The 23542-nt window shown below is 63.5% G+C and carries 27 protein-coding genes and 1 tRNA gene; 13 read left to right on the forward strand and 15 right to left on the reverse strand.

Going from position 1 to position 23542, the window contains the following annotated elements; translation table 11 throughout:
* The first annotated feature begins 1 nt into the window (after window position 1).
* The 3 genes from AC0L30_RS30625 (at window position 2) to AC0L30_RS30635 (ending at window position 2132) form a co-directional block, all read left to right on the forward strand.
* Window positions 2–1081, forward strand: coding sequence for a sn-glycerol-3-phosphate import ATP-binding protein UgpC (locus AC0L30_RS30625; protein ID WP_473405905.1), 1080 nt, complete (start codon window positions 2–4; stop codon window positions 1079–1081).
* 301 nt (window positions 1082–1382) lie between these two features.
* Window positions 1383–1808, forward strand: coding sequence for an Hsp20 family protein (locus AC0L30_RS30630; protein WP_007598583.1), 426 nt, complete (start codon window positions 1383–1385; stop codon window positions 1806–1808).
* Between the two features lie 51 nt (window positions 1809–1859).
* Window positions 1860–2132, forward strand: a complete 273-nt coding sequence (locus tag AC0L30_RS30635; RefSeq protein WP_007598581.1) for a BQ00720 family protein — start codon at window positions 1860–1862, stop codon at window positions 2130–2132.
* 234 nt (window positions 2133–2366) lie between these two features.
* On the opposite strand, the gene ptsN is transcribed toward AC0L30_RS30635, so the two are convergent.
* From ptsN to AC0L30_RS30680, 9 genes are all read right to left on the reverse strand, one after another.
* Window positions 2367–2828: a PTS IIA-like nitrogen regulatory protein PtsN gene (gene ptsN / locus AC0L30_RS30640; RefSeq protein ID WP_027514736.1), complete on the reverse strand. Its 462-nt coding sequence runs from the start codon at window positions 2826–2828 to the stop codon at window positions 2367–2369.
* 238 nt (window positions 2829–3066) lie between these two features.
* Window positions 3067–3684: a ribosome hibernation-promoting factor, HPF/YfiA family gene (gene hpf / locus AC0L30_RS30645; protein ID WP_007598572.1), complete on the reverse strand. Its 618-nt coding sequence runs from the start codon at window positions 3682–3684 to the stop codon at window positions 3067–3069.
* Between the two features lie 80 nt (window positions 3685–3764).
* Window positions 3765–5378: an RNA polymerase factor sigma-54 gene (gene rpoN / locus AC0L30_RS30650; protein WP_473405906.1), complete on the reverse strand. Its 1614-nt coding sequence runs from the start codon at window positions 5376–5378 to the stop codon at window positions 3765–3767.
* A 91-nt stretch (window positions 5379–5469) separates the two neighbouring features.
* Window positions 5470–6468, reverse strand: a complete 999-nt coding sequence (lptB, locus tag AC0L30_RS30655) for an LPS export ABC transporter ATP-binding protein (RefSeq protein WP_354200321.1) — start codon at window positions 6466–6468, stop codon at window positions 5470–5472.
* 237 nt (window positions 6469–6705) lie between these two features.
* A complete protein-coding gene (locus AC0L30_RS30660; protein ID WP_473405907.1) occupies window positions 6706–7434 on the reverse strand; it encodes an LptA/OstA family protein in 729 nt (242 codons plus the stop codon).
* The gene (lptC, locus tag AC0L30_RS30665) at window positions 7431–8156 is read right to left on the reverse strand and encodes an LPS export ABC transporter periplasmic protein LptC (RefSeq protein ID WP_473405908.1); all 726 of its coding nucleotides are present in this window, start codon (window positions 8154–8156) and stop codon (window positions 7431–7433) included. Before lptC ends, AC0L30_RS30660 begins: the two co-directional genes overlap by 4 nt.
* A gap of 145 nt (window positions 8157–8301) precedes the next feature.
* Window positions 8302–8916 carry a ribonuclease D gene (locus AC0L30_RS30670; RefSeq protein WP_473405909.1) on the reverse strand — a complete coding sequence of 205 codons (615 nt, stop codon included), beginning with the start codon at window positions 8914–8916 and terminating at the stop codon, window positions 8302–8304.
* Between the two features lie 119 nt (window positions 8917–9035).
* Entirely contained in the window at window positions 9036–10469 is a 1434-nt protein-coding gene (locus AC0L30_RS30675) for a glycosyltransferase family protein (protein ID WP_473405910.1), read from the reverse strand.
* 83 nt (window positions 10470–10552) lie between these two features.
* The gene (locus AC0L30_RS30680; RefSeq protein ID WP_473405911.1) at window positions 10553–12076 is read right to left on the reverse strand and encodes a hypothetical protein; all 1524 of its coding nucleotides are present in this window, start codon (window positions 12074–12076) and stop codon (window positions 10553–10555) included.
* Window positions 12077–12317: 241 nt separating this feature from the next.
* On the opposite strand from AC0L30_RS30680, the gene AC0L30_RS30685 reads away from it, so the two are divergent.
* Both AC0L30_RS30685 and AC0L30_RS30690 read left to right on the forward strand, forming a co-directional pair.
* Window positions 12318–12575 carry a type II toxin-antitoxin system ParD family antitoxin gene (locus tag AC0L30_RS30685; protein WP_007598561.1) on the forward strand — a complete coding sequence of 86 codons (258 nt, stop codon included), beginning with the start codon at window positions 12318–12320 and terminating at the stop codon, window positions 12573–12575.
* Complete coding sequence (locus tag AC0L30_RS30690; protein WP_473405912.1) at window positions 12572–12865, forward strand: type II toxin-antitoxin system RelE/ParE family toxin; 294 nt, start codon at window positions 12572–12574, stop codon at window positions 12863–12865. The genes AC0L30_RS30685 and AC0L30_RS30690 overlap by 4 nt, the downstream gene beginning before the upstream one ends.
* A 77-nt stretch (window positions 12866–12942) precedes the next feature.
* On the opposite strand, the gene AC0L30_RS30695 is transcribed toward AC0L30_RS30690, so the two are convergent.
* A tRNA-Leu gene (locus tag AC0L30_RS30695) sits at window positions 12943–13029 on the reverse strand.
* A gap of 161 nt (window positions 13030–13190) precedes the next feature.
* Here AC0L30_RS30695 and AC0L30_RS30700 point away from each other — a divergent pair.
* Window positions 13191–14156 carry a complex I NDUFA9 subunit family protein gene (locus AC0L30_RS30700; RefSeq protein WP_473405913.1) on the forward strand — a complete coding sequence of 322 codons (966 nt, stop codon included), beginning with the start codon at window positions 13191–13193 and terminating at the stop codon, window positions 14154–14156.
* Window positions 14157–14374: 218 nt separating this feature from the next.
* Here the strand turns inward: AC0L30_RS30700 and AC0L30_RS30705 are convergent, their stop codons facing one another.
* Window positions 14375–15181, reverse strand: a complete 807-nt coding sequence (locus AC0L30_RS30705; protein WP_007598554.1) for an undecaprenyl-diphosphate phosphatase — start codon at window positions 15179–15181, stop codon at window positions 14375–14377.
* A 170-nt stretch (window positions 15182–15351) separates the two neighbouring features.
* Here AC0L30_RS30705 and AC0L30_RS30710 point away from each other — a divergent pair, with 170 nt between their 5' ends.
* The 3 genes from AC0L30_RS30710 to AC0L30_RS30720 all read left to right on the forward strand — a co-directional run bounded on the left by AC0L30_RS30710 (window position 15352) and on the right by AC0L30_RS30720 (window position 18182).
* A complete protein-coding gene (locus AC0L30_RS30710; RefSeq protein ID WP_007598553.1) occupies window positions 15352–16044 on the forward strand; it encodes a glutathione S-transferase family protein in 693 nt (230 codons plus the stop codon).
* The gene (gene queG, locus AC0L30_RS30715) at window positions 15993–17183 is read left to right on the forward strand and encodes a tRNA epoxyqueuosine(34) reductase QueG (RefSeq protein WP_473405914.1); all 1191 of its coding nucleotides are present in this window, start codon (window positions 15993–15995) and stop codon (window positions 17181–17183) included. Before AC0L30_RS30710 ends, queG begins: the two co-directional genes overlap by 52 nt.
* Window positions 17184–17384: 201 nt before the next feature.
* Window positions 17385–18182 (forward strand): acyl-CoA thioesterase domain-containing protein, encoded by a 798-nt coding sequence (locus AC0L30_RS30720; RefSeq protein ID WP_354168507.1) that lies wholly within the window; start codon window positions 17385–17387, stop codon window positions 18180–18182.
* 17 nt (window positions 18183–18199) lie between these two features.
* On the opposite strand, the gene AC0L30_RS30725 is transcribed toward AC0L30_RS30720, so the two are convergent.
* Window positions 18200–18667 (reverse strand): nuclear transport factor 2 family protein, encoded by a 468-nt coding sequence (locus AC0L30_RS30725; protein WP_007598549.1) that lies wholly within the window; start codon window positions 18665–18667, stop codon window positions 18200–18202.
* 149 nt (window positions 18668–18816) lie between these two features.
* Window positions 18817–19641 (reverse strand): alpha/beta hydrolase, encoded by an 825-nt coding sequence (locus AC0L30_RS30730; RefSeq protein ID WP_354200311.1) that lies wholly within the window; start codon window positions 19639–19641, stop codon window positions 18817–18819.
* 249 nt (window positions 19642–19890) lie between these two features.
* Here AC0L30_RS30730 and infC point away from each other — a divergent pair, with 249 nt between their 5' ends.
* Complete coding sequence (gene infC, locus AC0L30_RS30735) at window positions 19891–20430, forward strand: translation initiation factor IF-3 (RefSeq protein ID WP_085349942.1); 540 nt, start codon at window positions 19891–19893, stop codon at window positions 20428–20430.
* Window positions 20431–20536: 106 nt separating this feature from the next.
* Here infC and AC0L30_RS30740 read toward each other — a convergent pair whose 3' ends face one another.
* Window positions 20537–20941, reverse strand: coding sequence for a hypothetical protein (locus AC0L30_RS30740; RefSeq protein ID WP_007598546.1), 405 nt, complete (start codon window positions 20939–20941; stop codon window positions 20537–20539).
* 270 nt (window positions 20942–21211) lie between these two features.
* Here AC0L30_RS30740 and rpmI point away from each other — a divergent pair, with 270 nt between their 5' ends.
* Together rpmI and rplT are read left to right on the forward strand one after the other, a co-directional pair.
* Window positions 21212–21412: a 50S ribosomal protein L35 gene (gene rpmI / locus AC0L30_RS30745; protein ID WP_007598540.1), complete on the forward strand. Its 201-nt coding sequence runs from the start codon at window positions 21212–21214 to the stop codon at window positions 21410–21412.
* Window positions 21413–21492: 80 nt separating this feature from the next.
* Window positions 21493–21852 carry a 50S ribosomal protein L20 gene (gene rplT, locus AC0L30_RS30750; protein ID WP_007598538.1) on the forward strand — a complete coding sequence of 120 codons (360 nt, stop codon included), beginning with the start codon at window positions 21493–21495 and terminating at the stop codon, window positions 21850–21852.
* Window positions 21853–21855: 3 nt separating this feature from the next.
* Here the strand turns inward: rplT and AC0L30_RS30755 are convergent, their stop codons facing one another.
* Window positions 21856–22266 carry a hypothetical protein gene (locus AC0L30_RS30755; RefSeq protein WP_354127087.1) on the reverse strand — a complete coding sequence of 137 codons (411 nt, stop codon included), beginning with the start codon at window positions 22264–22266 and terminating at the stop codon, window positions 21856–21858.
* A gap of 150 nt (window positions 22267–22416) precedes the next feature.
* Here AC0L30_RS30755 and pheS point away from each other — a divergent pair, with 150 nt between their 5' ends.
* Complete coding sequence (gene pheS / locus AC0L30_RS30760; protein ID WP_027514765.1) at window positions 22417–23499, forward strand: phenylalanine--tRNA ligase subunit alpha; 1083 nt, start codon at window positions 22417–22419, stop codon at window positions 23497–23499.
* The last annotated feature ends 43 nt before the right edge of the window (window positions 23500–23542 follow it).

Here is a 23542-nt window from a genome sequence, read left to right on the forward strand (position 1 = left end):
CATGGCTAACGTCACTCTGCGCAACGTCCGCAAGACCTATCCCGGCGGCTTCGAGGCCATCAAGGGCGTCAACGTCGATGTCGGCGACGGCCAGTTCTGCGTGCTGGTCGGTCCCTCCGGCTGCGGCAAGTCGACATTGCTGCGCATGGTCGCAGGCCTCGAGACCGTCACCGGCGGTGAGATCGACATCGGCGGCCGCATCGTCAACCAGATCGAGCCTGCCGACCGCGACATCGCGATGGTGTTCCAGAATTACGCGCTCTATCCGCATATGAGCGTCTTCAACAACATGGCCTACGGCCTGCGCAACCGCGGCATGAAGGAGGCCGAGGTCAAGAGCCGCGTCGACGAAGCCGCGCGCGTGCTCGAGCTCACCTCGATGCTGGAGCGCAAGCCGCGCCAGCTCTCCGGCGGCCAGCGCCAGCGTGTCGCCATGGGCCGCGCCATCGTGCGTCAGCCAAAAGTGTTTCTGTTCGACGAGCCGCTGTCCAACCTCGACGCAAAACTCCGCATCGCGATGCGGGTCGAGATCCGCAAATTGCAGCGCCGGCTCAACACCACGTCGATCTACGTCACCCACGACCAGCTGGAGGCGATGACGCTCGCCGACATTCTCGTGGTGATGAATGGCGGCCAGGTCGAGCAGGTCGGAAATCCGCTCGCGATCTACGAGAAGCCGGCGACGACCTTCGTCGCCTCCTTTATCGGCGCGCCGCCGATGAACCTGATGTCGATTCGCGCCGATGAAATCAAATCGCAGCTCGGCAGCACTAACGCCGGCATCCTCGGCATCCGCCCGGAAGACTTCGTCATCACCGACCAGACCCCGGCCGGCGGTGTTGCCTTGCCCCTCACCGTGGAAGCGATCGAGCGCGTCGGCGCCGAAACCTTCGTCTACGGCACGCGGGCTCAGGACGAGCAGCGCATCGCCGCCAATCCCGGCGAACTGCCGCCCGGCGAGGTCATCGTCCGCATTCCCGGCTCCGAGGCGCCGCCGATCGGCGCGAAGATCCGCGTCGCAGCGATGCGCCAAAAGCTGCATCTGTTCAGCGGCGACGGCCGGACGCGGCTCGAGGCCTGACCGGGTTCCACGGGGCCGCCGATTAAAAAACGCGAAAACAACCCCATGCATGCACACAGTAGAAGGGGGTTTGTTTTCGTTGAGAAAAATCGCGCCGCAATTTCGTCGTGCCGGGCTTGTCGCAGGCGTTTCGCGCCATGACGACAAGTCGGCATTTGTGCATGGCAGAGTGGGTGAGCTGCCAATCCACAGCCCCGGCTACGTCCTTGAACCTACAAGCGGATATGCCCATATTGCTGATCAAGGGGTGCCTGTACGGGCCCTGATGCACCAAAGTCGCTTCGAGAGGACTTTGTAAACTATGTCTCGTGTTCCCACGCTTTCCAGTCCGTTCCTTCTGGGCTTCGACGAGATCGAGCGCGTGCTCGATCGGGTCGTCAAAGGCGCCGACGGTTACCCTCCCTACAATATCGAGAGGTGCGACCGATCGGAGGGCCAGCCCGAGCGGTTGCGGATCACGCTGGCGGTCGCCGGATTCACCCGCGACCAACTCGATGTAACCATTGAGGAAAACCAGCTCGTCATTCGCGGACGGCAGCAGGACGACAAGACCCGGCAATACATCCATCGCGGCATTGCCGCGCGCCACTTCCAGCGCACTTTCGTGCTGGCGGAGGGGATGCTGGTGCTGGGTGCGGATCTGAAGAACGGATTGCTGGCGATCGATCTTGCCCGGCCGGAACCGGAGAGGATCGTTAAGACAATCGCTATCAATGAGCACGAATAATGGAACGAGTAGCGGACTCGACCGCTTAGTTTCTGTGAAGGAGTCGAGACCATGAGTGAAGGTCACGTTGCGTTCGAATACGAAGCCAAGAACGTCTCGCCCGAGACGCTGGCAACCCTCGGCGAAGGCCATATCGCCTATGTGAAGCAGATCCGCTCTGAGGATGTGCCGGGCCTGTTTCCCGAAGCGCCGAAGATCGCGCCGGGCCTCAAGCTCTTCGCGCTCCACGCCGCCGATGGCACGCCGATCATGCTGACCGACAGCCGCGAAGCCGCGATCGCCAACGCCTGGAGCAACGAGCTGCAAGCGGTGAGCGTGCACTGAGCACGCGCGCGTCGCACGAATAGAGTTTCAAGCGGGCATGCCTTCGAAGGAAGGCGTGCCCGTTTTTATTTCGACGACGGATCGCTGCAATCCCCACGTCATTGCGAGCGAAGCGAAGCAATCCAGAATCTCTCCCCGGAGAAATTCTGGATTGCTTCGTCGCTTTGCTCCTCGCAATGACGGAGTGTGAGGCTAAGGCGTGCCCAGCTCTCGTGTCCCGGACGCGGAGACGCTTTACGCCGCAGTCGCCGGCGGCAGCGCGAGCACCGAATAGATCGCCTGGGCATCGCGCGAGGCGCGGAGTTTTTTCGCGATGTCCTGGTCGCGCAGCAGGCGGGCGATGCGGGCTAGTGCCTTCAAATGATCGGCGCCGGCGCCTTCGGGGGCGAGCAGCAGGAAGACGAGATCGACCGGCTGGCCGTCCATCGATTCGAAATCGATCGGACGATCGAGGCGCGCGAACAGTCCGAAGATCTTTTCCAGCTTGGGCAGCTTGCCGTGGGGAATGGCGACGCCGTAGCCGACAGCGGTGGTGCCGAGCTTCTCGCGTTGCAGGAGCACCTCGAACACGGAACGCTCGTTCTGCCCGGTCAGCTCGGCGGCCTTGGCCGCGAGTTCCTGAAGCGCCTGCTTCTTGCTGTTGACCTTCAATGCCGGGAGAATCGCCTCGGGCGCGACCAGATCGGTAATCGGCATGGAAGTCTTCCGAGGTGAATGAAAACGTCAGGTTCCGAATTGGCCAGCCTGGACAAAGAACCTGGGCGGGCCGACGTCAAGAAGATGAAGCAGGAGGCGGACTTAGCTCGCCCCTGATGTGGGGGGCTTCTACTCCAACGCAATCCCGGTGCCAACTCCCGCGTGCAGCTTTGCCCCGGTCATTGTTAAGGCGGAAAGGAGCCCCCGCGCCGGGCCGCAGGGGCGTCGTCCGACAGCCTCAGGCCTTGCCAGCCACCTTGCCGTCCGCCTTGACCCCCGGGGGGTCGATCCAGCCGACATTGCCGTCGGCCCGGCGGTAAATGATGTTCACCCGGCCCGAGGAGCCGTGCTGAAACACCAGGCAGGGCGCCCCGCTGAGGTCGAGTTCCATGACTGCTTCGCTGACGGACAGCGGCTTCAGCGAGGTGGTGGCCTCGGCGATGATGACGGGGCTGTAGCCGGTGATTTCGTCCTCGTCCTCACCTTCGCCCGGCGCCTCCAGCACGTAGCTGGTGGCATCCATGGCGGCCAACGCCGCGGAGGCGACATGGGCCTTGCGGGCGGAGCGGTCCTTGAGCCGGCTCTTGTAGCGCTTGAGCCGCTTCTCGATCATCAGCAGCGCCTGGTCGGCACTGGCATAGGCATCCGGTGCGTTCGAATCGGCCTCAAGCGTAATTCCCGAATCAAGATGCAGCGCACAGTCGGTGCGGAAGCCGAAGCCGTCCTTGCTCAGCGTGATGTGGCCGGAATAATTACCGTCGAAATATTTGCGCAGGACCTCTTCAGTCCGGTCGGTGACGCGGCCGCGCAGGGCCTCGCCGACGTTGACGCTCTTTCCCGAGATGCGGAGAGTCATGTGAACCTCGCTTGGTTCGTGCCTGGCCAGGATCGGGCCCGATAGCGGATCGAGAGTAGCGCGATTTGGCGCCGACGCAATCAGGCCGGTTCGGGATTGCGGGAGCGATCGGCCATGGCGGTGGAGAGGACGTTACCAAGAGCGCTCTGCTTGTCGCGACGGCGTTGCACCGAGGAAGGAATGCGCATGGCTTCGCGGTACTTCGCGACCGTGCGGCGGGCGATATCAATGCCCGAGCCGCGCAAGCGTTCCACGATGGTGTCGTCGGACAGGATCGCGGACGGCGCCTCCGCATCGATCAGCAGCTTGATGTGGTGACGCACGGCTTCGGCCGAATGCGCCTCGCCGCCATCGGCCGAGGCGATCGAGGCCGTGAAGAAATATTTCAGCTCGAACGTGCCGCGATTGGTCGCCATGTATTTGTTGGCGGTGACGCGCGACACCGTGGATTCATGCATCTGGATGGCGTCGGCGACGGCCTTCAGATTCAGCGGTCGCAGATGCGCCACGCCATGGGTGAAGAAGCCGTCCTGCTGGCGCACGATCTCGGTTGCGACTTTCAGGATGGTGCGAGCGCGCTGGTCGAGCGCACGCACCAGCCAGGTCGCGTTCTGAAGCGCGTCGGTGAAATACGATTTGTCGCCGTCCTTGCCGATCTTCTTCGAGAGCTGCGAATAGTAGGTCTGGTTGACCAGCACGCGCGGCAAGGTGTCGCTGTTGAGCTCGACATGCCAGCCGCCATCGGGGCCCGGGCGGACATAGACATCGGGCACCATGGTCTGGAGCCGGGCTGTACCGAACTTCATGCCGGGCTTGGGATTGAGCCGGCGGATCTCGCCGATCATGTCGGCGATGTCCTCGTCGTCGACGCCGCAGAGCTTGCGCAAGGCCGCGACGTCGCGCTTGGCGAGGAGATCGAGATGCTCGACCAGGGCCTGCATCGCGGGATCGTAGCGGTCGAGCTCGCGGAGCTGGATCGCCAGGCATTCGCTCAAATTGCGCGCGCAGACGCCGGGCGGATCGAATTTTTGCAGCACGGCAAGAACGTTCTCGACATCCTGCTGCGATGCGCCCAGCCGTTCGGCGGCCTGGCCGAGATCCGGGGGCAGATAGCCGGCCTCGTCGACGAGGTCGATCAAATACTGGCCGATCATGCGCTGCGCTGCGCCGGTGAAGGCAACCGAGAGCTGCTCGGCGAGATGGTCGCCGAGCGTGGTCTCCGCGGCGACGAAGGCTTCGAGATTGTAGTCCTCGTCACCGGAGGCGCCGCCGCCCCATTCGGTATAGGTGGTCGGCGCCGCATCCTGGGAGTTGCGCGCGGCCGCTTCGGCGGGTTCCTCGGAGAAGACGTTGTCCAGCCCGGTGTCCATGGTCTGCTCGATCTCGGCGCGGGTGCCGAGATCCTTGCTCATCCACTCTTCCTGGCCGGGCTCGAAGGCTTCGCCCGGGCCGCCGCCCGGCTCGTCGTTGTGGCCGCCATCGCTGTCGTTGAACTGGCCGGTCTCGGCCGGGCCCTCGCCCACGGGCGGCTCGTCGTTGGCCCGTTCCAGCAACGGGTTACGCTCGAGTTCCTCTTCGACGAACGTCGTGAGATCGAGGTTGGACAATTGCAGCAGCTTGATCGCCTGCATCAACTGCGGCGTCATGACTAGCGACTGCGATTGCCGGAACTCTAATCTCTGCGAAAGCGCCATGAAGCAAGAACCGATCCCAAAAAGTTGGTCCGATTTTTGCTTATCTTAGTCCGAGCCCGATGTACACGTCTTGACGAAATGGAAAAACGGGCTAGAGGCGGAATTCCTCGCCAAGGTAAAGGCGGCGCACGTCCGGATCGGCGACGATCTCATCCGGGCTGCCCTCGGTCAGGATTTCCCCGGCATAGACGATGTAGGCGCGATCGGTGAGGCCGAGCGTCTCGCGCACATTGTGGTCGGTGATCAGCACGCCGATGCCGCGGTTGGTGAGATGGCGGACAAGGTCCTGGATGTCGCCGACCGCGATCGGATCGATGCCGGCAAAGGGCTCGTCGAGCAGCATGTAGTTCGGACGCGTCGCCAGCGCGCGCGCGATCTCGACGCGGCGCCGCTCACCGCCGGACAGCGCGATCGACGGCGATTTCCGCAGGCGCGTGATGTTGAATTCGTCGAGCAGCGAGTCGAGCTGCTGCTCGCGCTTCTTGCGCGAGGGCTCGACCACTTCGAGCACGGCGCGGATGTTCTGCTCGACGGTGAGACCGCGGAAGATCGAGGCTTCCTGCGGCAGATAGCCGATGCCGAGCCGTGCGCGCTGATACATCGGCAGCTTGGTGACGTCGTGGCCGTCGAGCTCGATGGCGCCGCGATCGGCCTTGATCAGGCCGGTGATCATGTAGAACACGGTGGTCTTGCCGGCGCCGTTGGGCCCGAGCAGGCCGACCGCTTCGCCGCGGCGCACATAGATGCTGACGCCGCGCACGACTTGGCGGCTGCCAAAACTCTTTTCCACGCTATGCACAGCCAGGAAGCCCGGCCGCTTCAAGAGCTGAGGCCCGCCGGAACCGTTGGCCCTGCCGGCAGCCCTCACGGGATGAACCGCCTGGGCCCGGGGCGGCTCGGCCTCATAGTCGCCTTGGAACTGATCGGGCGCATGCATCGGCTGGTTCCGGGCGATCGACGGCGCGTCCCTGACTGGGCTGGCCACGAGGCCGCCGACGCTGTCACCGAGCGCGGTGATGTCCTGGCGCGCAAATCCTGGCCGGCCGCGTTTGGCGGGGCGCCGACGGAACATGCTGAAGAGATCGACCATCCCCGCCTTCTAGCCTTTCGCGACGATCCTGCGCGGTTTTCGCGCGATCTGCCCGCGCCGGCCTCAGGATTCGCCGACGCAGCATGAATGAAGGCATGTCTCATGCCCAGTGAAACACGCCCGAAAAGCGGCGAACCCCGCTTCGAAAGCCCTTCGCGCTAGATACAGTCTCGGCGGGCAAGCTTCAACCTCGGATCGGGATCATCCAGATCAAGGCGTTGAAATCGCGAACGGAATTTACTTTGGCTTGTTTCCGCCGGGCAACTGCAAAGGCGGGGCCGCGCCCGGGGCCACCGGCGTCCCGCATTTGCCGTTCTGTCCGCCCTGGGACTGGATGAACAGGCCTTGCACCCTTCCGCTGTCCGACTCCACTCTGGAGACGCCGGTGGTCATGTCGACCAGGAGGCGGTCGCCGCGCAGCACGTTCTGGCACTGCGTCAGCACGACCTGGCTCCCAGCTCCGCCGAGCATGGTGATGAGATTGGTCTTCGTATCGAACACCGCGGTCTCGCCGGTCACCACCTGGTCCTTTTGGGTGACCACGACATTGCCGCGTGCCTCCAGCCGCTTGATCGAGGAGCTACCGCCCGGGCCCGGTGTCGTCGACTGGATCGGCGCGGCCTTCGCACCCTTTGCTGCCGCAGGCTGCGGCGTCGCCGGCTTGTCGCCGCCCGAGTCGTAGAACACCACCAGCGTCTTCGAGGTCATGGTGGTATCGCCCTGCACCACCTTCACGTTGCCCGAGAAGGTCGCCTCCTTTTTCTTATCGCGCATCTCGAGCGATGCAGCGTCGATCTGGATCGGCTGATCGCGGTTCTGCGAAAAACCCTGCATCGCGTTGGGCACGCTCGCCGAGCTCTGTGCGTGCGCCGCATCTGCAGTGAGCAGCAAGAGACCGGAGACAAGCGTCGCTACACTGACAGCAATGCGACGCTTGCTCAGATGAAGATGGGTCATGAGAATCATTTTGAATTCGCGGATTTGTTCTTGGACTTCGCCGCCGGCGGCGGCGTGGGCTCGACCGGCGCGGGCGCGCTGGCGGCGGGATCGTCCAGCTTGTCGAGGTGCATCACCACATTGCCTTCGAAGCGGATGACGTCGCCGCCCTCCGTGATCCGCAGCCGATCGGCGTTCAGCGTTCCGTTGGTCAGCTTGACGTCGACATGCTCATCCGAGGAGACCGTGCCCTTGCCCATGTCGACGAAGGCCGAGTTCAGCCGCGCCTCATAGCCGGTCGAGGTGCGCAGGAAGATGTCCTTGTGCAGGTCGAGCTGCTGCTGCTTGTTGTCGAATCTTCCGGTGCGGGCATCGAGAAACAGGGTCGATTGGTCTTCCATCAGCACTTTCGCGCGCAAATCATGGAGATCGACATGATCGGGATCGGTGATGTCCTGGGTCGCGGTCTTGGCCCAGAGCTCGTAGGGCCGTTGGTCCGGAGTAAAGCCGGACATATGCGGCGATTCCATCGTGATCTTGGTGCCTGTGACCACGAGATTTCCGGAGTCGAGCTTCACGGGGATCTGGAACGGGTTGAAAATGGTCGAGATAAGGACGAGCAGACCCATTGCCGCAGCCACTGTCGCCGGCACCGCGACGCGCAGAATCCGCACCAGGCGGCTGTGGCGCGCCGCGCTGGCGAACTTCGCCGCAAGCGCGGCATCATAGGTGACATTATGGGCCGAATTCACCTGGGCTCCTGAGGTGTCGCTCGCCTGGTCCGGCTGGCGGGCGCCCCATTGTAGCCGGCAACGCCAAAATATGCAGCCAGCGACAGGCCGTTACGAAAGTGTCTGAAACGGGGCGACCGCCCCAACCCGGCCGCGACGCGAAACGCTAGGAATGCGCGAAAATGTCCTCTTCGGCCCAACCCTGGAGGTCGAGCAAAGCACGGGTCGGCAGGAAGTCGAAACAGGCCTTGGCCAGCGCGGTGCGGCCTTCCCGCGCCAGCATGGCATCGAGCCGCTCGCGCAAGCCGTGCAGATGCAGCACGTCGGAGGCGGCGTAGGCGAGCTGCGGCTCGGTCAGGCTGTCGGAACCCCAATCGCTCGATTGCTGCTGCTTGGAGAGGTCGACATTGAGCACCTCGCGCACGAGGTCCTTGAGGCCATGGCGGTCGGTATAGGTGCGGATCAGGCGGGAGGCGATCTTGGTGCAGTAGATCGGCCCGGTCATGACGCCAAACGTCTGGTACAGCACCGCGACGTCGAACCGCGCAAAGTGGAAGATTTTCGTGTTCGCTGGATTGGCCAGCAGGGCCTTCAGGTTCGGCGCGTCGGTATGACCCTTGGGGATCTGCACCACGTCCGCGCTGCCGTCGCCGGACGAGAGCTGCACCACGCAGAGCCGGTCACGATGCGGGTTCAGGCCCATGGTCTCGGTGTCGATCGCCACCGCTCCGGTGTAGCGGGACAGATCGGGCAGGTCGCCGCGGTGCAGGCGTACGGTCATGGCGTTTCAAACCTCAATCGAATCGGTGCGCTTTTGCAAGCTAATCCCCGGGACAGATGCTGGCGAGGGCCGGCCGCGATGTATCCGCTGGCAGCCGCCGGCGCAAGCATCAGGCGCGGCTAGTAATTCAGGCGCACGAGCACGTCGTTGGTGGCGAACGGGCTGGCGGGCGCATCGCAAGCGCCGCGTCGAGCGAAGACGCAGGCCGGCTTGTCATCGCTCATCATCGCGCAACTTCGTTGCGAGAAATCCGCCGGCAATTCGCTGGCCACGCTCGCCGGCCCGATGATGCGGTTGAACCCGGCCCGGTGCGTCTGCACCATAGCTGGAAGACGCCCCTTGGCCAGGGGGTCGTCCCGATAAAAGGAATAGATCGGCCGGCGGGCCGCGAGCTGCCCGCGTCCGGGCGCAAAGGGATAGTTGATCGCGTAGAGGGCCAGACCGCAGGCTTCAGGATCGGCCTCGAGCTCCGCCATCAACTGGGCCACGCCGATGCCGCGCATCCAGTTGTCACGCATGATGAGCGTAGCGCCCGACAGACCGAGCGAGAGCAGCAGCCAGCCGCCACATACGACGGCGAGTGCCCGGGAGCGCCACGCGCTTTGCCGGCGCATCATCTCGACCCAATCGGCGGAGCCAAGCGCCGCCGCGATGATCAGCAGAGCGATCGACAGGAAAATGAAACGGTATTCCTTGTGCACGATCATGCTGTGAAACGCGACGTTCACGACGGCCGCAACGATCAGCAGGGGGGCATGTCGCCAGCCGCGCCAGAGCGCCAGCAGCATCAGCAGCGTCGCGCCCGACCACAGAATTGAAGCCTGCAGAACGTACGCGGCCGCCGGCGCGTCACCGAATTCCGATGCCCGGTCATGCAGGAGGTTTTGCTGAATATTCCGGACGAGCCACGCAAACGGCGCTGAGCCGTGGGCCAGGTCGAGGGCGCCGGACAGCGCCAGGACGATGCAAGCGCCCGCGACCAGCGCAATCGCGTTTCGCAGGTCGCGCCAGCACGCCGCCAACGCAAACACCGCACAAGCCGGTACATATTGAAAGCGCCAGACACAGGCGAGAGCAAGCAGTGCGCCTGCGGTGAAGAGCCGGTTTCGCGCGAGTTCGCCCGTCAGCAGATAGGCCGCCGGCAGGATCACGGCCGTCGCGAGCGGTTCGCTCAGCGTGTGGGGCGCGTAGTAGACCAGCTCAAACCAGACCGCGGCGGCAAACGCCGCGACGACGGCATGCGATCTGGAGATGCGTTCGCCGAAATGCCAGGCCGTCACGACGATCGACAACGAGGCAAGCCCGACCACCAGGCGAGGCACGACGAAGGCGCCCCACCCGCCCGGCGCAAGCCAGTCCCCCAGAGCGACCGGCCCTGCGAACAAGGTCGGCAGAAACCAGCTCCGGATACCGTCGCGCCATTCCCAGGTGACGACCCCCTGGTGGCCAAGCAGGCGCCAGGCCGGCTCGAGATATTGATACAGCTCGTCGACGTGAACAATGTTCGGCCAGAAGGCGAGCGGCAGCCGGACTGCCGCAGCCAGCAGCAGCAATGCGCACAAGGCACCGTACCGCGTCGCGAAGCTCTCGGCTCTGACGGCGGGCGCGATGTCGGGCAGAGCCGCGGCGCTGGTGGTCATTGTCGTTTGGTGTCGCCGGCCAAACCGGAGTGGGGCCTGACGTAAACGGTCTCGTAAGCGCCGGTGTATTGCTCGCGCCAGCCTCGCCGCTTCACCAGAAACTCCCGCAGCTGTTGGTGCGCCTTGACCCACAGCACGGCGTCGATCCGGTATTTATCGAGCACCATGTCCCACGCGGCTTCGTCGATCTCCCAGCTCACCAGCTTGAAATAGTCGCGCAGCAAATCGTCCGGATAGGCGGTCGCGGCGCGACCATCGACGAATGGGGGGACGGTGCCGTGCGTCGCGAAGATCAGGTAGCCGCCGACGTTCCAATTGTTCAGGACCCGCCGACCTGCGAGATGCTCTCGCAGATAGCCGGCATCTTCGCTCGACAGCATCGGCGGAAGCGCGAGCGCCGGCGCAACGCGCAAATAGACAATCGGCAGGGTGCCGAGACCGACGATGCCCGCGGCCAGCAACGGTCCACGCACGTCAAGCGCAGTGAGACGCCGAGGCAGCAAGCGGCTGAGGTGAAGCGCCATCGGTGCGGTCGAGAAGATGAAGAAGAAAGCGATGTACCTGAACTGATACAGCCCCAGAATCAGGAACAGCCAGGACATCAATCTCGGCTCGAGCGGGATGGGCCTGGAGTTTCTGTAGCGGAGCTCGAGCGCGACAAAGGCCAACATGTACAGGATGCCGGGAATGCTGCCCGGCATTTCCATGTTGTGATAGTAGGACAGCCATTCGCCGATATTGCCCTGGACGAAGTGCCCCATCGTTGCGGCGGCACCGGCATAGATATTCCAGCCGAGCGGATTGACGAAGGTCGCGGCAAGGCACGCGATGCCCGCGAGAGCAAGGATCCTGAGGTCGGCCCAGGCCCCTCTAAGCACGGCGGCGCCGCAGAAGACGCCGATCACGAAAAAGCCGAGCAGGAAACCGCCGTGCAGATTGGCCCAGAGCACCATCAACAGGGGAAGCACGAACCATCGCGTTCGTCTCAGGCATTCGCGATAGAAGACGACACAGAACAACATCGTGCATGTATTCGGCGAGACCGCGAGATACATGTTCGGCGAGGCTTCGTATGCGGGATAGAGCAGGCAGGCCAAGAAGACCGAAACGCAGACCGCGATCGCCGACGCGCCGTAGCCGAGAGAGATCGCGGTCAGGATGCCGACGATCGCCGCGCCGCAGGCCACCGTCAGCAGGACGAGGCCGCCAAAGCCTGCGTATTGAAATGTCGCACTGGCAAGCGCGTCCCAGAGCCAGGACAGATTGAGCCATGGCTTGTCGCCATGGGTGAACGACCATGGGTCCTCGAGCGGGAGTGCGTTGCGTTCCCGGATGAGATCTCCGGCCGCCAGATGCCAGCCCAAATCGTAGTGACCGAGCAGAAGCGCCGCGTTCAAGACGTAGAACAGGCAGATGAAGGAGATCAGGAACAGATAAATCCCCGACCTCAGGAGGAACGGGCTGATCGCGTTCGCAACCTTCTGGACTGCCGGCTCGTGCCAGACCTGGTGCTGATCCACCGCTTCCCTCACGACAAAGCGAGCCCGATGGCTCCGCGCTCGCCGACGGCCGGATGCGAGCCTGCCGGCTGACTTAGGGCCAGTTTGTCTAAAGTGGGGTAAATTCGGACGGTGCAATCGACGGGGTTTGGCGGAATAAATTCGGCTGGAGGGCGGGCTTCCGAAGCTTTCAAGCAGCTGTTTAGACTTGAAAATTCCAGCGTCCAATAATAGTTATTAGAGGTCGAACGGAGGTTCCGGTATGGCTGTGAGCGCCGATTTAGGAGAGACGCTCGAGAGCGTGATGAACGAGCTCGTGGCGTCCGGTCGATACCATTCCAAGAGCGAGGTGCTGCGTGAGGGCGTACGCCTCGTCCAGGAAAGAGAGGCCAGGCTGGCCGCCCTGGACGCTTCGATTGCACGCGGACTCTCAGATGCCGACGCAGGCCGGACCAGAGCGGGCTCTGACGTGTTCGATCGGCTCGAAGCCAGATTGGCGGTCCAGACGGACGGCAAGTGATCCTCACCGTCGTCGCTGAGGCAGAGGCCGATCTCGAACAGATCGTGGCATATGTCGCGGAGCAAAGTCCTGCGAGCGCCCTCAAGCTCGTTCGCACGCTACGAGAAAAATGTGAGTCTTTGCTGGACGCCCCACGCGCCTATCCCTTGGTGCCGCGCTACGAGCAATTTGGCGTGCGCAGGCGTCCGTTCGGTCAATTTCTGATTTTCTATCGTGTGGGTGACGACGCGGTTGAAGATCATTCACATCCTCCACAGCGCGCGCGACTACGAGGCGTTGCTGTTCCCTGAGGAGTAGTTCGCGATCGCCGCTTGCTCAACGTCGGGCAGATAGCCCGACAAGCAATTTCAATCGCTTAGGGAAAAGATGGTGCCCAGGAAAGGACTCGAACCTTCACGGCCGTTAAGCCACTGGCACCTGAAGCCAGCGCGTCTACCAATTCCACCACCTGGGCATGCCGGTTAGGCACGGAGGCGGTTACTACGGTTCGGTGACGCGGTTGTCAATTCATGCTTGAACCCCGCTTCGGGATGCGGATTGCGCATCGCAAACCGGCCCGATACAAGCCTGACGAGACGCACTCTTCCCGCAGGAACGACCCCAGGAATGGATCCCATGGCATCGAATCTGGACACGCTCGTCACGGTTTTCGGCGGATCGGGGTTTTTGGGCCGAAATGTCGTCCGCGCACTGTGCCGGCGCGACTACCGGGTCCGGGTCGCGGTGCGGCGGCCGGAGTTGGCCGGGTACCTCCAGCCCTCCGGCAAGGTCGGGCAGGTCCACACCGTGCAGGCCAACGTGCGCTATCCGGCCTCGATCGAAGCGGCGCTGCGTGATTCGCAGGTCGTGATCAATCTGGTCGGCATCCTCGCCGAGGGCGGCGCGCAGAGTTTTGATGCTGTCCAGGCCAGGGGCGCCGAGACCGTCGCCAAGGCGGCCGCGGCCGCTGGGACACAGCTGATCCATGTCTCGGCGATCGGCGCCGATGCGGAATCGCCCTCGCGCTACGCCAGGGCCAAGGCGGCTGGCGAAGCGGCGGTGTTGGCCGCGGTGCCGTCGGCCACGATCTTCCGCCCCTCCGTGATGTTCGGTCCCGAAGACCAGTTCACCAACCGCTTCGCGGCGCTGGCCCGGATGTCGCCGGTGCTGCCGCTGATCGGCGGCGACACGAAAATGCAGCCGGTCTATGTCGGCGACGTCGCCACCGCGGTCGCGGATGCCGTCGACGGCAAGGCCAAGGCGGGCGCGATCTACGAGCTCGGCGGCCCGGAAGTGCTGACCATGCGCGAGATCATCGAGGCCATTCTCGAGATCGCCGATCGCAAGCCGATGCTGATGCCGCTGCCGTTTGGCCTCGCCCGCTTCAAGGCCAACTTCCTGCAATTCGCGCCGGGCGCGCTGAAGCTGACGCCGGACCAGGTCACGCTGCTTGCGCGCGACAATGTCGTGTCGGACGCGGCGAAGGCCGCTGGGCTAACGCTGGAAGGCCTCGGCATCACGCCCGACTCGCTTGAAGCGATCGCCCCGCAATATCTCTGGCGCTTCCGCGCCGCCGGGCAATTCCAGCGCAAGAGCGCGTAGGTATTTTTCACCTCTCCCCGCTTGCGGGGAGAGGTCGGATCGCCCTTGCGATCCGGGTGAGGGGGTACAGGTCCCACCGCGATCTCACGTGTGGAGAGAGGCCCCTCACCCCAACCCTCTCCCCGTAAGAACGGGGCGAGGGAGTGCACCGCGGGCTTGGTGCGAATCTCACAGTCGCGAGAATCTCCGCTTCTTAGCGCGTCGACGTCCTCGGAAGTTTACCGCCCCAGCGCCAGCGCGATCAGGCCGAGCGTGCCGACGATCACGCGCCACCAGGCGAACACCACGAAGCCGTGGCGGGTGACGTATTCCAGGAACGTCTTCACTACGATGATCGCGGTGACGAACGACACCACGAAGCCGATCGCGACGATGCCCATGTGGTCCATCGTCATCTCGGAGCGGTTCTTGTAGAAATCGTAGGCGAACGCGCCGATCATGGTGGGAATGGCGAGGAAGAACGAGAACTCCGCCGCCGCGCGCTTGTCGGCCCCCAGGAACATCGCCGCGACGATGCTGGCACCGGAGCGCGACACGCCCGGGATCATCGCGATGCACTGCGCGATGCCGATATAGAGATACATCAGCAACGGAAACCGGGTGGCGTCGTGCTCGCGCGCCTTGAGATCGAGCTTATCGACCCAGAGCAGGATGGCGCCCCCGACGATCAGCGAGAAGCACACCACCCATGGATTGAACAGCATGCTCTTGATGTATTTGCCGGCGACGAGACCGACGACGACCGCGGGCAGGAACGCCACCAGCACGCCGAGCACGAAGCGGCGTGCATAGGCGTCGCCCGTGAACATGCCGATTGCGACGTCCCACAATTTCTTGAAGTACAACACGACGATCGCGAGGATCGCGCCGAGCTGGATCAGGACCGTAAACGAATCCCAGAACGCGCCTTCGCCGAGATGGAAGAAGCGTTCCGCGAGCAGCAAATGGCCTGTCGAGGACACGGGAAGGAACTCGGTCACACCCTCGATGATGCCGAGGATCACTGCCCGGATTGCATCTGACATATTTACGGTCCATTTCGGCTGGAAAAGCGGGGATCTTCTCGCCCATCCGCTCCCTTGCTGCAATCGCAAAATGCGGCGTCGCGCCCTTGCTTCGCGGTTTTGAATGACTAGTGTGGCGCCGCACAAAACATTGATGGATTCTTAAGCACCATCACATAGTCAAAGGCTTCATGTTTACGCTGTTTCATCATCCGTTCTGCCCGCACTCGCGGTTCATCCGCCTGATCGCGGGAGAATACGGGCTTGAGCTGAAGTTGATCGAAGAGCGCAGCTGGGAGCGGCGCGAAGCATTTCTGCTGCTCAATGCGGCGGGCACGACGCCCGTCCTGGTGGACGACGAGCAGCCGCCGATCCCGGGCGCGGCGATCGTCGCCGAATATGTCGACGAGGCCTATGGCTCCGAGATGGGACTGAAGCGCCTGATGCCGGACACGATCGGCGAGCGCGTCGAGGTCCGCCGGCTGATGGCCTGGTTCAACGAAAAGTTTTTCGAGGAAGTCTCTCACCCGCTCGTCACCGAGCGCATCTACAAGCGCTTCATGAGCGAGGACAACGGCGGCGGACCGCCCTCGGCCGACGTGATGCGCGCCGCCAAGGCAAATGTGCGCTATCATCTGGCCTATATCGGCTGGCTGGCGCAGACGCGTAATTTCCTCGCCGGCGACCGGCTCAGCTACGCGGATCTCGCCGCCGCGGCGCACCTCTCGGCGATCGACTATCTGGGCGACGTGCCATGGAGCGAGGACGACGCGGCAAAGGCGTGGTACGCACGGGTGAAATCCCGCCCGTCGTTCCGTCCGCTGTTGAGCGAATGGCTGGCCGGCGTGCCGGCGTCGCGGACCTACGTGGACCTCGACTTCTGAATTCCGATCCGACCGAACTGAAGACGGCGCTTGCAAACGAGGCACGTGCGCTCGGCTTCGATTGCATCGGCATCACGGAGCCCGGCACGATCGAAAGCGCCGGAAAACATTTCCTCGAGTTCATCGCATCCGGCGGCCATGGCGACATGGACTGGCTCGCCGCGCAGCCGGAGCGCCGGGTCGATCCGCGCGGGCTGTGGCAGGACGTGCGCAGCGTCATCATGCTCGGCGTCAATTACGGACCCGATCAGGATCCGCTCGCGATCCTGCAACAGCGCACGCGCGCGGCGATCTCGGTCTATGCGCAGGGCGACGACTATCACGACCTCATCAAGAAGCGCCTGAAGGCACTGGCGCGATGGCTGGTCGCGACCTCAACTTGTGAGGTGAAGCCTTGCGAAGTGAAGGTGTTCGTCGACACCGCGGCCGTGATGGAGAAGCCGCTGGCGCAAGCCGCGCATCTGGGCTGGCAGGGCAAGCATACCAATCTGGTCTCACGCGAATTCGGCTCCTGGCTGTTTCTCGGCGCGATCTACACCACGCTGGAACTGCCGCGCGACGATTCCGAGATCGATCATTGCGGCTCGTGCCGGGCGTGCCTCGACATCTGCCCGACCGCCGCCTTTCCCGCGCCCTACAGGCTCGATGCAAGGCGATGCATCTCGTATCTCACCATCGAGAACAAGGGACCGATCCCGCGCGAATTTCGCAAAAACATCGGCAACCGCATCTATGGCTGCGATGATTGCCTCGCCGCCTGCCCCTGGAACAAGTTCGCGCAGGAGGGCCGCGAGGCCAAGCTCGCCGCACGTGACGTTTTGCGCGCGCCGGGTCTCGCCGAGCTCGCACGGCTCGACGACGCTGCGTTTCGTGCGCTGTTCACGAAGTCTCCGGTGAAGCGCATCGGCCGCGAGCGCTTTTTGCGCAACGTGCTGATCGCGATCGGCAACTCCGGCGATGCGGCACTGGCGGACGAGGCGCGGCGATTGCTGGAGGATGAGAGCGCGCTGGTGCGCGGGGCTGCGGTGTGGGCGCTAGGGCAGTTGATGCCGCGGGATGAGTTCGAAACGATCAGGACGAATGCGATTGTTGGCGAGCGCGACGAAAGCGTGCATGAGGAGTGGCGCACCGCCTCCTAGTTCCTCCGCTGTCATGCTCCGCGAAAGCGGGGCATCCAGTACGCCGCGGCGTCTCGACTGAACCACAGCCGTCTCGGAGTACTGGATCGCCCGGTCAAGCCGGGCGATGACACCGTTGTTGTGATGAGAGCGCTTCGCGCCTCCTCACCATGAGGATTGAGCATCTTGATTTCCCCGCAGCTTCCCGCAAAGTCGCGCGTCATGACAAACATGCCTTTCTTCACCCGCGACGGCGACACATTCCATCCGACGGAAGTCGCCAACGGCCCGTGGGATCCGAAATCGCTGCACGGACGCGTCATCATCGGCCTGCTCGGCTTCGCCATCGAGGAGCGCCATTCCGGCCCCGAATTCGTGCCGGCGCGGCTGACCGTCGATATGTTTCGGCTTCCGACCATCGACAAGCCGATCGAGATGACGACACGTCTGGTGCGCGACGGGATGCGCATCCGCGTCGTGGAAGCAGAGTTCTTATCCGGCGGCGTCGGCATGGCGCGCGCTTCGTGCCAGCTGTTGCGGCGAACGCAGAATCCGGACGGCAATGTCTGGTCGCCGCCGAACTGGGACGTGCCGAAGCCGGCCGACATTCCCAAGCCGACCGATCCCAGGCTCGGCATGAACGGCAAATGGACCACGCGACCGATCGTCGGCCACATGGGCTCGCTCGGGCCACGAAAGCTCTGGATGAGCGAGGTGCGCGAGCTGGTCGCGGGCGTGCCGATGACGCCGTTCGTCCGTGTCGCTACCGGCGCAGACTTCGCCAGTCCGTTCGCGAACGCCGGCGACAAGGGGCTCGGCTACATCAACAGCGACGTTACGATCTATCTGCACCGCCTGCCGGTGACGAACTGGATTGGCTTCGAGGTGGTGAACCACCAGGCCACCGATGGTGTGGCGATCGGCGAGTGCTGGCTGTACGATGAAGCGGGCCCGATCGGCACCGCCACAGTTGCGGCGCTGGCGCAGCGCAAGCCGATGGTAAACCCGTCGAAGCGGTAGGTGCGCAACAACGACGGTTAACCCAAGTGCCGCTGCATTTCCGGCCGCGCCTTGAGTTCCGCGCCCTGCCTGGCGACGATCTTCGCGATTCTATCAGGTGCAAACTTCAAATCGACAAACGCCGGCGCGGTGTTCGCGACCTCGTGATAGCTGACGATCCTGCCGTCTCGAAGCGTCATGATCGCCACGCCCTCGAACATCGCCCGCGCGCCATTCGCCTCCGGCAAGGTCGAGCGATAGCTGAACGTGTAGCGCGCATAGAGCGTGGTGCTGTTCGATACCGGGTCGTGCATGTCCCAGCGGAAGTCGGTCGCCGTGCGGTAGAACCAGTCGTCGATCATCGCGGCGATCTTCTCGCGGCCGGCGAAGGCGCCATAGAACACGTCGTGATAGACGCCGTCCTCGGTGAAGAGATCAGCGAAGGCTTTTCCGTTGCGTTGTTCGACCGCGTCGCAGAAGGCGCGCAGCATGGCGGTGGTGGTCATCGGCGATTCTCCCCTCCCATTCTCAGTCATGCCCGGGCGTGACCGGGGCATCCAGTACGCCGCGGCTTCTCGGCTTGAGCACGAGCGCCTCTGGAATACTGGATCGCCCGATCAAGTCGGGCGATGACACCGAGTGCTAGGTCGCGATTTCACCCGATCTCGGCCACCGCGGCAAGAATGCGGGCGATGTCCTGCGGGCGCGAGAGGCGGTGATCGCCGTCCTGGATCATGGTCAGCACGACATCGTCGGCGGGCAGGCGATGAGTCAGCGCGAACGCGTGCTGCCAGGGCACGTCAGGATCCTGCGCTCCTTGCAGGATGCGAACGGGACAGCCGAGGTCGATGGCGCTGCCGAGCACGAGATGGTTGCGCCCCTCCTCGATCAGATTCCGCGTGATCGGATAGGGCGAGCCGTCGCCATAATCCGATGGTCTCAGCCAGACGCCTTTGGTCTCGATCTCCTTCTTCACCGCGGCCGAAAAATTCTTCCACATCAGCTCCTCGGTGAAATCGGGCGCCGGCGCGATCAGCACCAGGCCCGCCAGCGAGGCTTTGGCTTGCTGTGTCTCTTGCCGCTTTTTGATTTCGCGCGCGAGCAACAGCGCCATCCAGCCGCCCATGGACGAGCCGATCAGGACTTGCGGGCCGGCGCAGAACCGCTCGAACACCGCGACGCTTTCCTCGAGCCAGCGCCCGATGGTTCCGTCGACGAAATCCCCGCCGGATTCGCCGTGGCCGGAATAATCGAACCGGACCAATGCACGGCCGTGATCCCGGGCCCATTCGTCCAGCGCCACGGCCTTGCTCCCCTGCATGTCCGATTTGAACCCGCCGAGCCAGACCAGTCCCGGTCCTTGAGCAGATTCTTGACCAGATTCTTGCGCTGCGCGGCGGCGCACTGCGATCCGGCGTGCGGACGGGCCCTCGCCCACATCGATGAAGTCGAGCACGGCATCGGGAATTGCAGGGGTCATGGAACGTTTACTCTGGCTGTGCAGTTTGAGCTGTCCGGACGCGCTCCGCAGCGCAGCCGGACGTCGGCATTTGCCCTTTGGGACGCTTGCGGAACGGAAGCAAGGTGTCTATGTCCCTCTGCGTGCCCCGCCGTGGCCAAAATGCCTCGCATTTGAGGTTTTTTCGACCGCCGCACGAGCGATTGCTTGCCGGCAACCGTATCTTCCTGCAAAATAGCCGCCTCTTTTCATAACTTTGGAGAACCACCCATTCGCCGTCCCAATAAAGCCCCGCCCACTGCCGCCAAAGACGGGCCGCGCATCAATGACGACATTCGCAATGCGCAGATCCAGCTGATCGATCAGACCGGTGACAACAAGGGCACCATCGAGACCGTCGCGGCTATCCGCCTGGCCCAGGAAGCCGGCATGGATCTGGTCGAGATCTCGCCGAACGTCAGCCCTCCCGTCTGCAAGATCATGGACTACGGGAAGTATAAGTATTCCGCGCAGAAAAAAGCCGCCGAAGCCCGCAAGCGGCAGAAGATCGTCGAGATCAAGGAGATCAAGCTCCGCCCGATGATCGACGACCACGATTACGAAGTGAAGATGCGCGCCATGCAGCGGTTCTTCGAAGAAGGCGACAAGGTCAAGATCACCCTGCGCTATCGCGGCCGCGAAATGGCGCACCAGGAGATCGGCACCAAGCTGCTCGACAAGATCAAGACCGACGTCGCCGAGCTCGCCAAGGTGGAGCAGGACGCGCGGTTCGAGGGCCGTCAGGTCGTCATGGTGCTGGCGCCGCGCTGACGCGAGTTGTTCAGGATTGAGAGTTCAACGGCCCGTCCGGCTTTCCGGCGGGCCGTTTTGTTTTGGCCGAGGAAGAAGGGGAGGGAGCGCATCGAATGCTTGGCGACTAACTCCTCGTCGCCTGCCAGGTGCCGCTGCACTGATCGCCGGAGATGATACCCCTCCACGAACCGGCGCCGTTCACGCCGGCAAGCCGACCGCCGCCGCTGGCATGGGACGCCCCGACCGAGACCTGGACCGCGACGGTACCGCTGCGATTGACCTTGCCGGAGACCCGGCCACCGCCGGCGGACGACACCCGGCTGCCGGCGACGGTGAAGGGAACGCTGTAGCCGGAGCTGCAATTGCCGCGGGTGGTGGCGAAGGTGACGTTCCAGACTCCGTCATAGCCGCGGATGCGCGCATCGGCAGTCGAGGGAAACGCAGCCATGGCGAGCACGGCCAACAGCGCCAGGCGGCGCGGACGAGCGAAATCAGTCAAAGACGGAAGCGATTGGGAAAAATGGGGCATTCTGGTCCTGCTCCGGGCGACACGGCCCGGACATGAAGATAGCAATTCCGGATAGTCGGCGGCTAGGTTCCGCCGGTTCATCGTTGCCAATTCGCCCGTCCTCTGTCATAAGCCCAGCCTTCATTGCCCGGCTGATTAAGGGCTGCCGTGGCGGTGTCCGTGCGGGTTTCGCGCTTGTTCGTAAAACCTGAGCACAATCAACGCTCTAACGAGCATTTTGACGGCCAGCCGCCTTTGCGGGCGGATTTCTATGGCCATTAGGAGAGCCAAATGCCCAAGCTGAAGACCAAATCGGGCGCTAAAAAGCGCTTCAAGGTGACTGCCACCGGCAAAGTGATGTTCGCGCATCGTAGCAAGCGGCACGGCATGATCAAGCGGACGAAGAAGCAGATCCGGCAGCTGCGCGGCACCGCCGTGCTGTTCAAGACCGACGGCGACAACGTCAAGAAGTACTTCTTGCCGAACGCCTGATCGCGTCCACGATCATTGCCACCCGCGCCGCAGCTTTCGCGGCGATCCGAACATCAAGTCACTTCTGAAGGATATTTGTCATGGCTCGCGTCAAACGCGGTGTGACCGCCCACGCCAAGCACAAGAAAGTCTACAAGGCCGCCAAGGGTTTCCGCGGCCGCCGCAAGAACACGATCCGCACCGCCAAGCCGGCGGTCGAGAAGGCTCTCGTGTATGCCTTCCGTGATCGCAAGCGCAAGAAGCGGACGTTCCGCGCGCTCTGGATCCAGCGCATCAACGCCGCCGTGCGTCCGTTCGGCCTGACCTACAGCCGCTTTATCGACGGCATGGCCAAGTCCGGGATCACCGTGGACCGCAAGGTGCTGTCGGATCTCGCGATCAACGAGCCCGCGTCGTTCCAGGCGATCGCCGAGAAGGCCAAAGCCGCTCTGGCGGCCTGAAGCCTAACGGCCGGCTCCGCCGGCCTTCAGCGCGCGTTGCGAGTAGCGCTGGGCGATCTCCGCCCGGCAGAATGCGGTGAATGACAGATACATGGTGCCGGATTTATTCCGGTACTTCCGGTCGCACACGCGCATCTCGCGTTGGTAAGCCTGTTTCCGCGCACTGTTGAGGCTGGGCATGAAGTCCGCCTCGCATTTCTTCTCGACGGCGGCGCCGAGCTGGACATCGCCGCTCGCGGTCAATTGGCAATCCTGAAACACTTTCATCGCGCTTTCGCAGCCCTTCTGGGCACCGATGGTGTCGACGACCTCGTCCAGCGTCATGGATTTCTCCATGCAGACCATGGCGCGCGCCGGGGTGCTCGTGACAGAGAGAACGACGGCGAGAGCAGCCAGACCGGATCTTGAGAGCATCGCGAAAGTCTCCTCATATCCTCCTTGGTGCCAGCCTCCCGCGCGAGGTTCAACCCAGCCGCTCGTCAGCCCGAATCACCGGCTTTTCGCTTGACGTTACGGCCTTCGGGCGGCGACAACCCAGCCGAATTTGGCAGCAGGGATTTGACCGTGTCCGACCTCGCAATGCTCGAAACATCCATCCTCGACCAGATCGCCGCCGCCGGCGACGAGGCCGCCCTCGAAGCGGTGCGCGTCGCAGCCCTCGGCAAGAAGGGTTCGATCTCGGCGCTGCTTGCCACGCTCGGAAAAATGTCGCCGGACGAACGCAAGACCCAAGGTGCTGCGATCAACCAGGCCAAGGACAAGGTCACCGAGGCACTCGCCGCGCGGCGCGACGTCTTGAAATCGGCGGCGCTCGACGCGCGGCTTGCGTCGGAAACCATCGACGTCACCCTGCCGCTGCGCGATGCGCCGGCTGAAGCCGGCCGCATCCATCCGCTGAGCCAGGTCTGGGACGAGCTGACCACGATCTTCGCCGATATGGGATTCTCGGTCGCCGAAGGCCCGGATATCGAAACCGACGACTACAACTTCACCAAGCTGAATTTTCCGGAAGGCCATCCCGCGCGCGAGATGCACGACACCTTCTTCTTCCATCCGAAGGAGGACGGCTCCCGCATGCTGTTGCGAACCCACACCTCGCCAGTGCAGGTGCGCACCATGCTGAGCCAGAAGCCGCCGATCCGCGTGATCTGCCCGGGCCGCACCTATCGCATCGATTCGGATGCGACGCACACGCCGCAATTCCACCAGGTCGAAGGCCTCGTCATCGACAAGCACTCGCATCTCGGCCACCTCAAATGGATCCTGCACGAGTTCTGCAAGGCGTTCTTCGAGGTCGACCATATCAACATGCGTTTCCGGCCCTCGTTCTTCCCGTTCACCGAGCCGTCGCTGGAAGTCGACATCCAGTGCCGCCGCGACAAGGGCGAGATCCGCTTCGGCGAGGGCGAGGACTGGCTCGAGATTCTCGGCTGCGGCATGGTGCATCCGAACGTGCTGCGCGCCTGCGGCATCGATCCCGACGAGTACCAGGGCTTCGCCTGGGGCATGGGCATCGACCGCATCGCCATGTTGAAATACGGCATCGCCGATTTGCGCCAGCTGTTCGACAGCGACGTCCGCTGGCTCTCCCATTACGGCTTCAAGCCGCTCGAAGTGCCGACGCTGGCGGGAGGGCTGAGCTCGTGATGGGCTTGCCCGGACGCACGTACGCAAAGACTCTCTCCGTTCC

Source organism: Bradyrhizobium sp. MI1.11, from assembly GCF_055811255.1.

Bases quoted from the DNA above. Each gene is read 5' to 3' on its own strand.
- hpf (WP_007598572.1), bottom strand. From the start codon at position 3,684: ATGACTCTCCGCATCTCGGGAAAGAGCGTCAACGTCGGCGAGGCCCTG.
- AC0L30_RS30740 (WP_007598546.1), bottom strand. From the start codon at position 20,941: ATGCCCCATTTTTCCCAATCGCTTCCGTCTTTGACTGATTTCGCTCGT.
- AC0L30_RS30730 (WP_354200311.1), bottom strand. From the start codon at position 19,641: ATGACCCCTGCAATTCCCGATGCCGTGCTCGACTTCATCGATGTGGGC.
- AC0L30_RS30625 (WP_473405905.1), top strand. From the start codon at position 2: ATGGCTAACGTCACTCTGCGCAACGTCCGCAAGACCTATCCCGGCGGC.
- AC0L30_RS30725 (WP_007598549.1), bottom strand. From the start codon at position 18,667: ATGACCACCACCGCCATGCTGCGCGCCTTCTGCGACGCGGTCGAACAA.
- AC0L30_RS30660 (WP_473405907.1), bottom strand. From the start codon at position 7,434: ATGATTCTCATGACCCATCTTCATCTGAGCAAGCGTCGCATTGCTGTC.
- lptB (WP_354200321.1), bottom strand. From the start codon at position 6,468: ATGGTCGATCTCTTCAGCATGTTCCGTCGGCGCCCCGCCAAACGCGGC.
- rpoN (WP_473405906.1), bottom strand. From the start codon at position 5,378: ATGGCGCTTTCGCAGAGATTAGAGTTCCGGCAATCGCAGTCGCTAGTC.
- AC0L30_RS30720 (WP_354168507.1), top strand. From the start codon at position 17,385: ATGACAAACATGCCTTTCTTCACCCGCGACGGCGACACATTCCATCCG.
- AC0L30_RS30710 (WP_007598553.1), top strand. From the start codon at position 15,352: ATGTTTACGCTGTTTCATCATCCGTTCTGCCCGCACTCGCGGTTCATC.
- rpmI (WP_007598540.1), top strand. From the start codon at position 21,212: ATGCCCAAGCTGAAGACCAAATCGGGCGCTAAAAAGCGCTTCAAGGTG.
- AC0L30_RS30700 (WP_473405913.1), top strand. From the start codon at position 13,191: ATGGCATCGAATCTGGACACGCTCGTCACGGTTTTCGGCGGATCGGGG.
- queG (WP_473405914.1), top strand. From the start codon at position 15,993: ATGGCTGGCCGGCGTGCCGGCGTCGCGGACCTACGTGGACCTCGACTT.
- AC0L30_RS30670 (WP_473405909.1), bottom strand. From the start codon at position 8,916: ATGACCGTACGCCTGCACCGCGGCGACCTGCCCGATCTGTCCCGCTAC.
- rplT (WP_007598538.1), top strand. From the start codon at position 21,493: ATGGCTCGCGTCAAACGCGGTGTGACCGCCCACGCCAAGCACAAGAAA.
- AC0L30_RS30685 (WP_007598561.1), top strand. From the start codon at position 12,318: ATGGCTGTGAGCGCCGATTTAGGAGAGACGCTCGAGAGCGTGATGAAC.
- AC0L30_RS30705 (WP_007598554.1), bottom strand. From the start codon at position 15,181: ATGTCAGATGCAATCCGGGCAGTGATCCTCGGCATCATCGAGGGTGTG.
- AC0L30_RS30630 (WP_007598583.1), top strand. From the start codon at position 1,383: ATGTCTCGTGTTCCCACGCTTTCCAGTCCGTTCCTTCTGGGCTTCGAC.
- AC0L30_RS30635 (WP_007598581.1), top strand. From the start codon at position 1,860: ATGAGTGAAGGTCACGTTGCGTTCGAATACGAAGCCAAGAACGTCTCG.
- AC0L30_RS30755 (WP_354127087.1), bottom strand. From the start codon at position 22,266: ATGCTCTCAAGATCCGGTCTGGCTGCTCTCGCCGTCGTTCTCTCTGTC.
- ptsN (WP_027514736.1), bottom strand. From the start codon at position 2,828: ATGCCGATTACCGATCTGGTCGCGCCCGAGGCGATTCTCCCGGCATTG.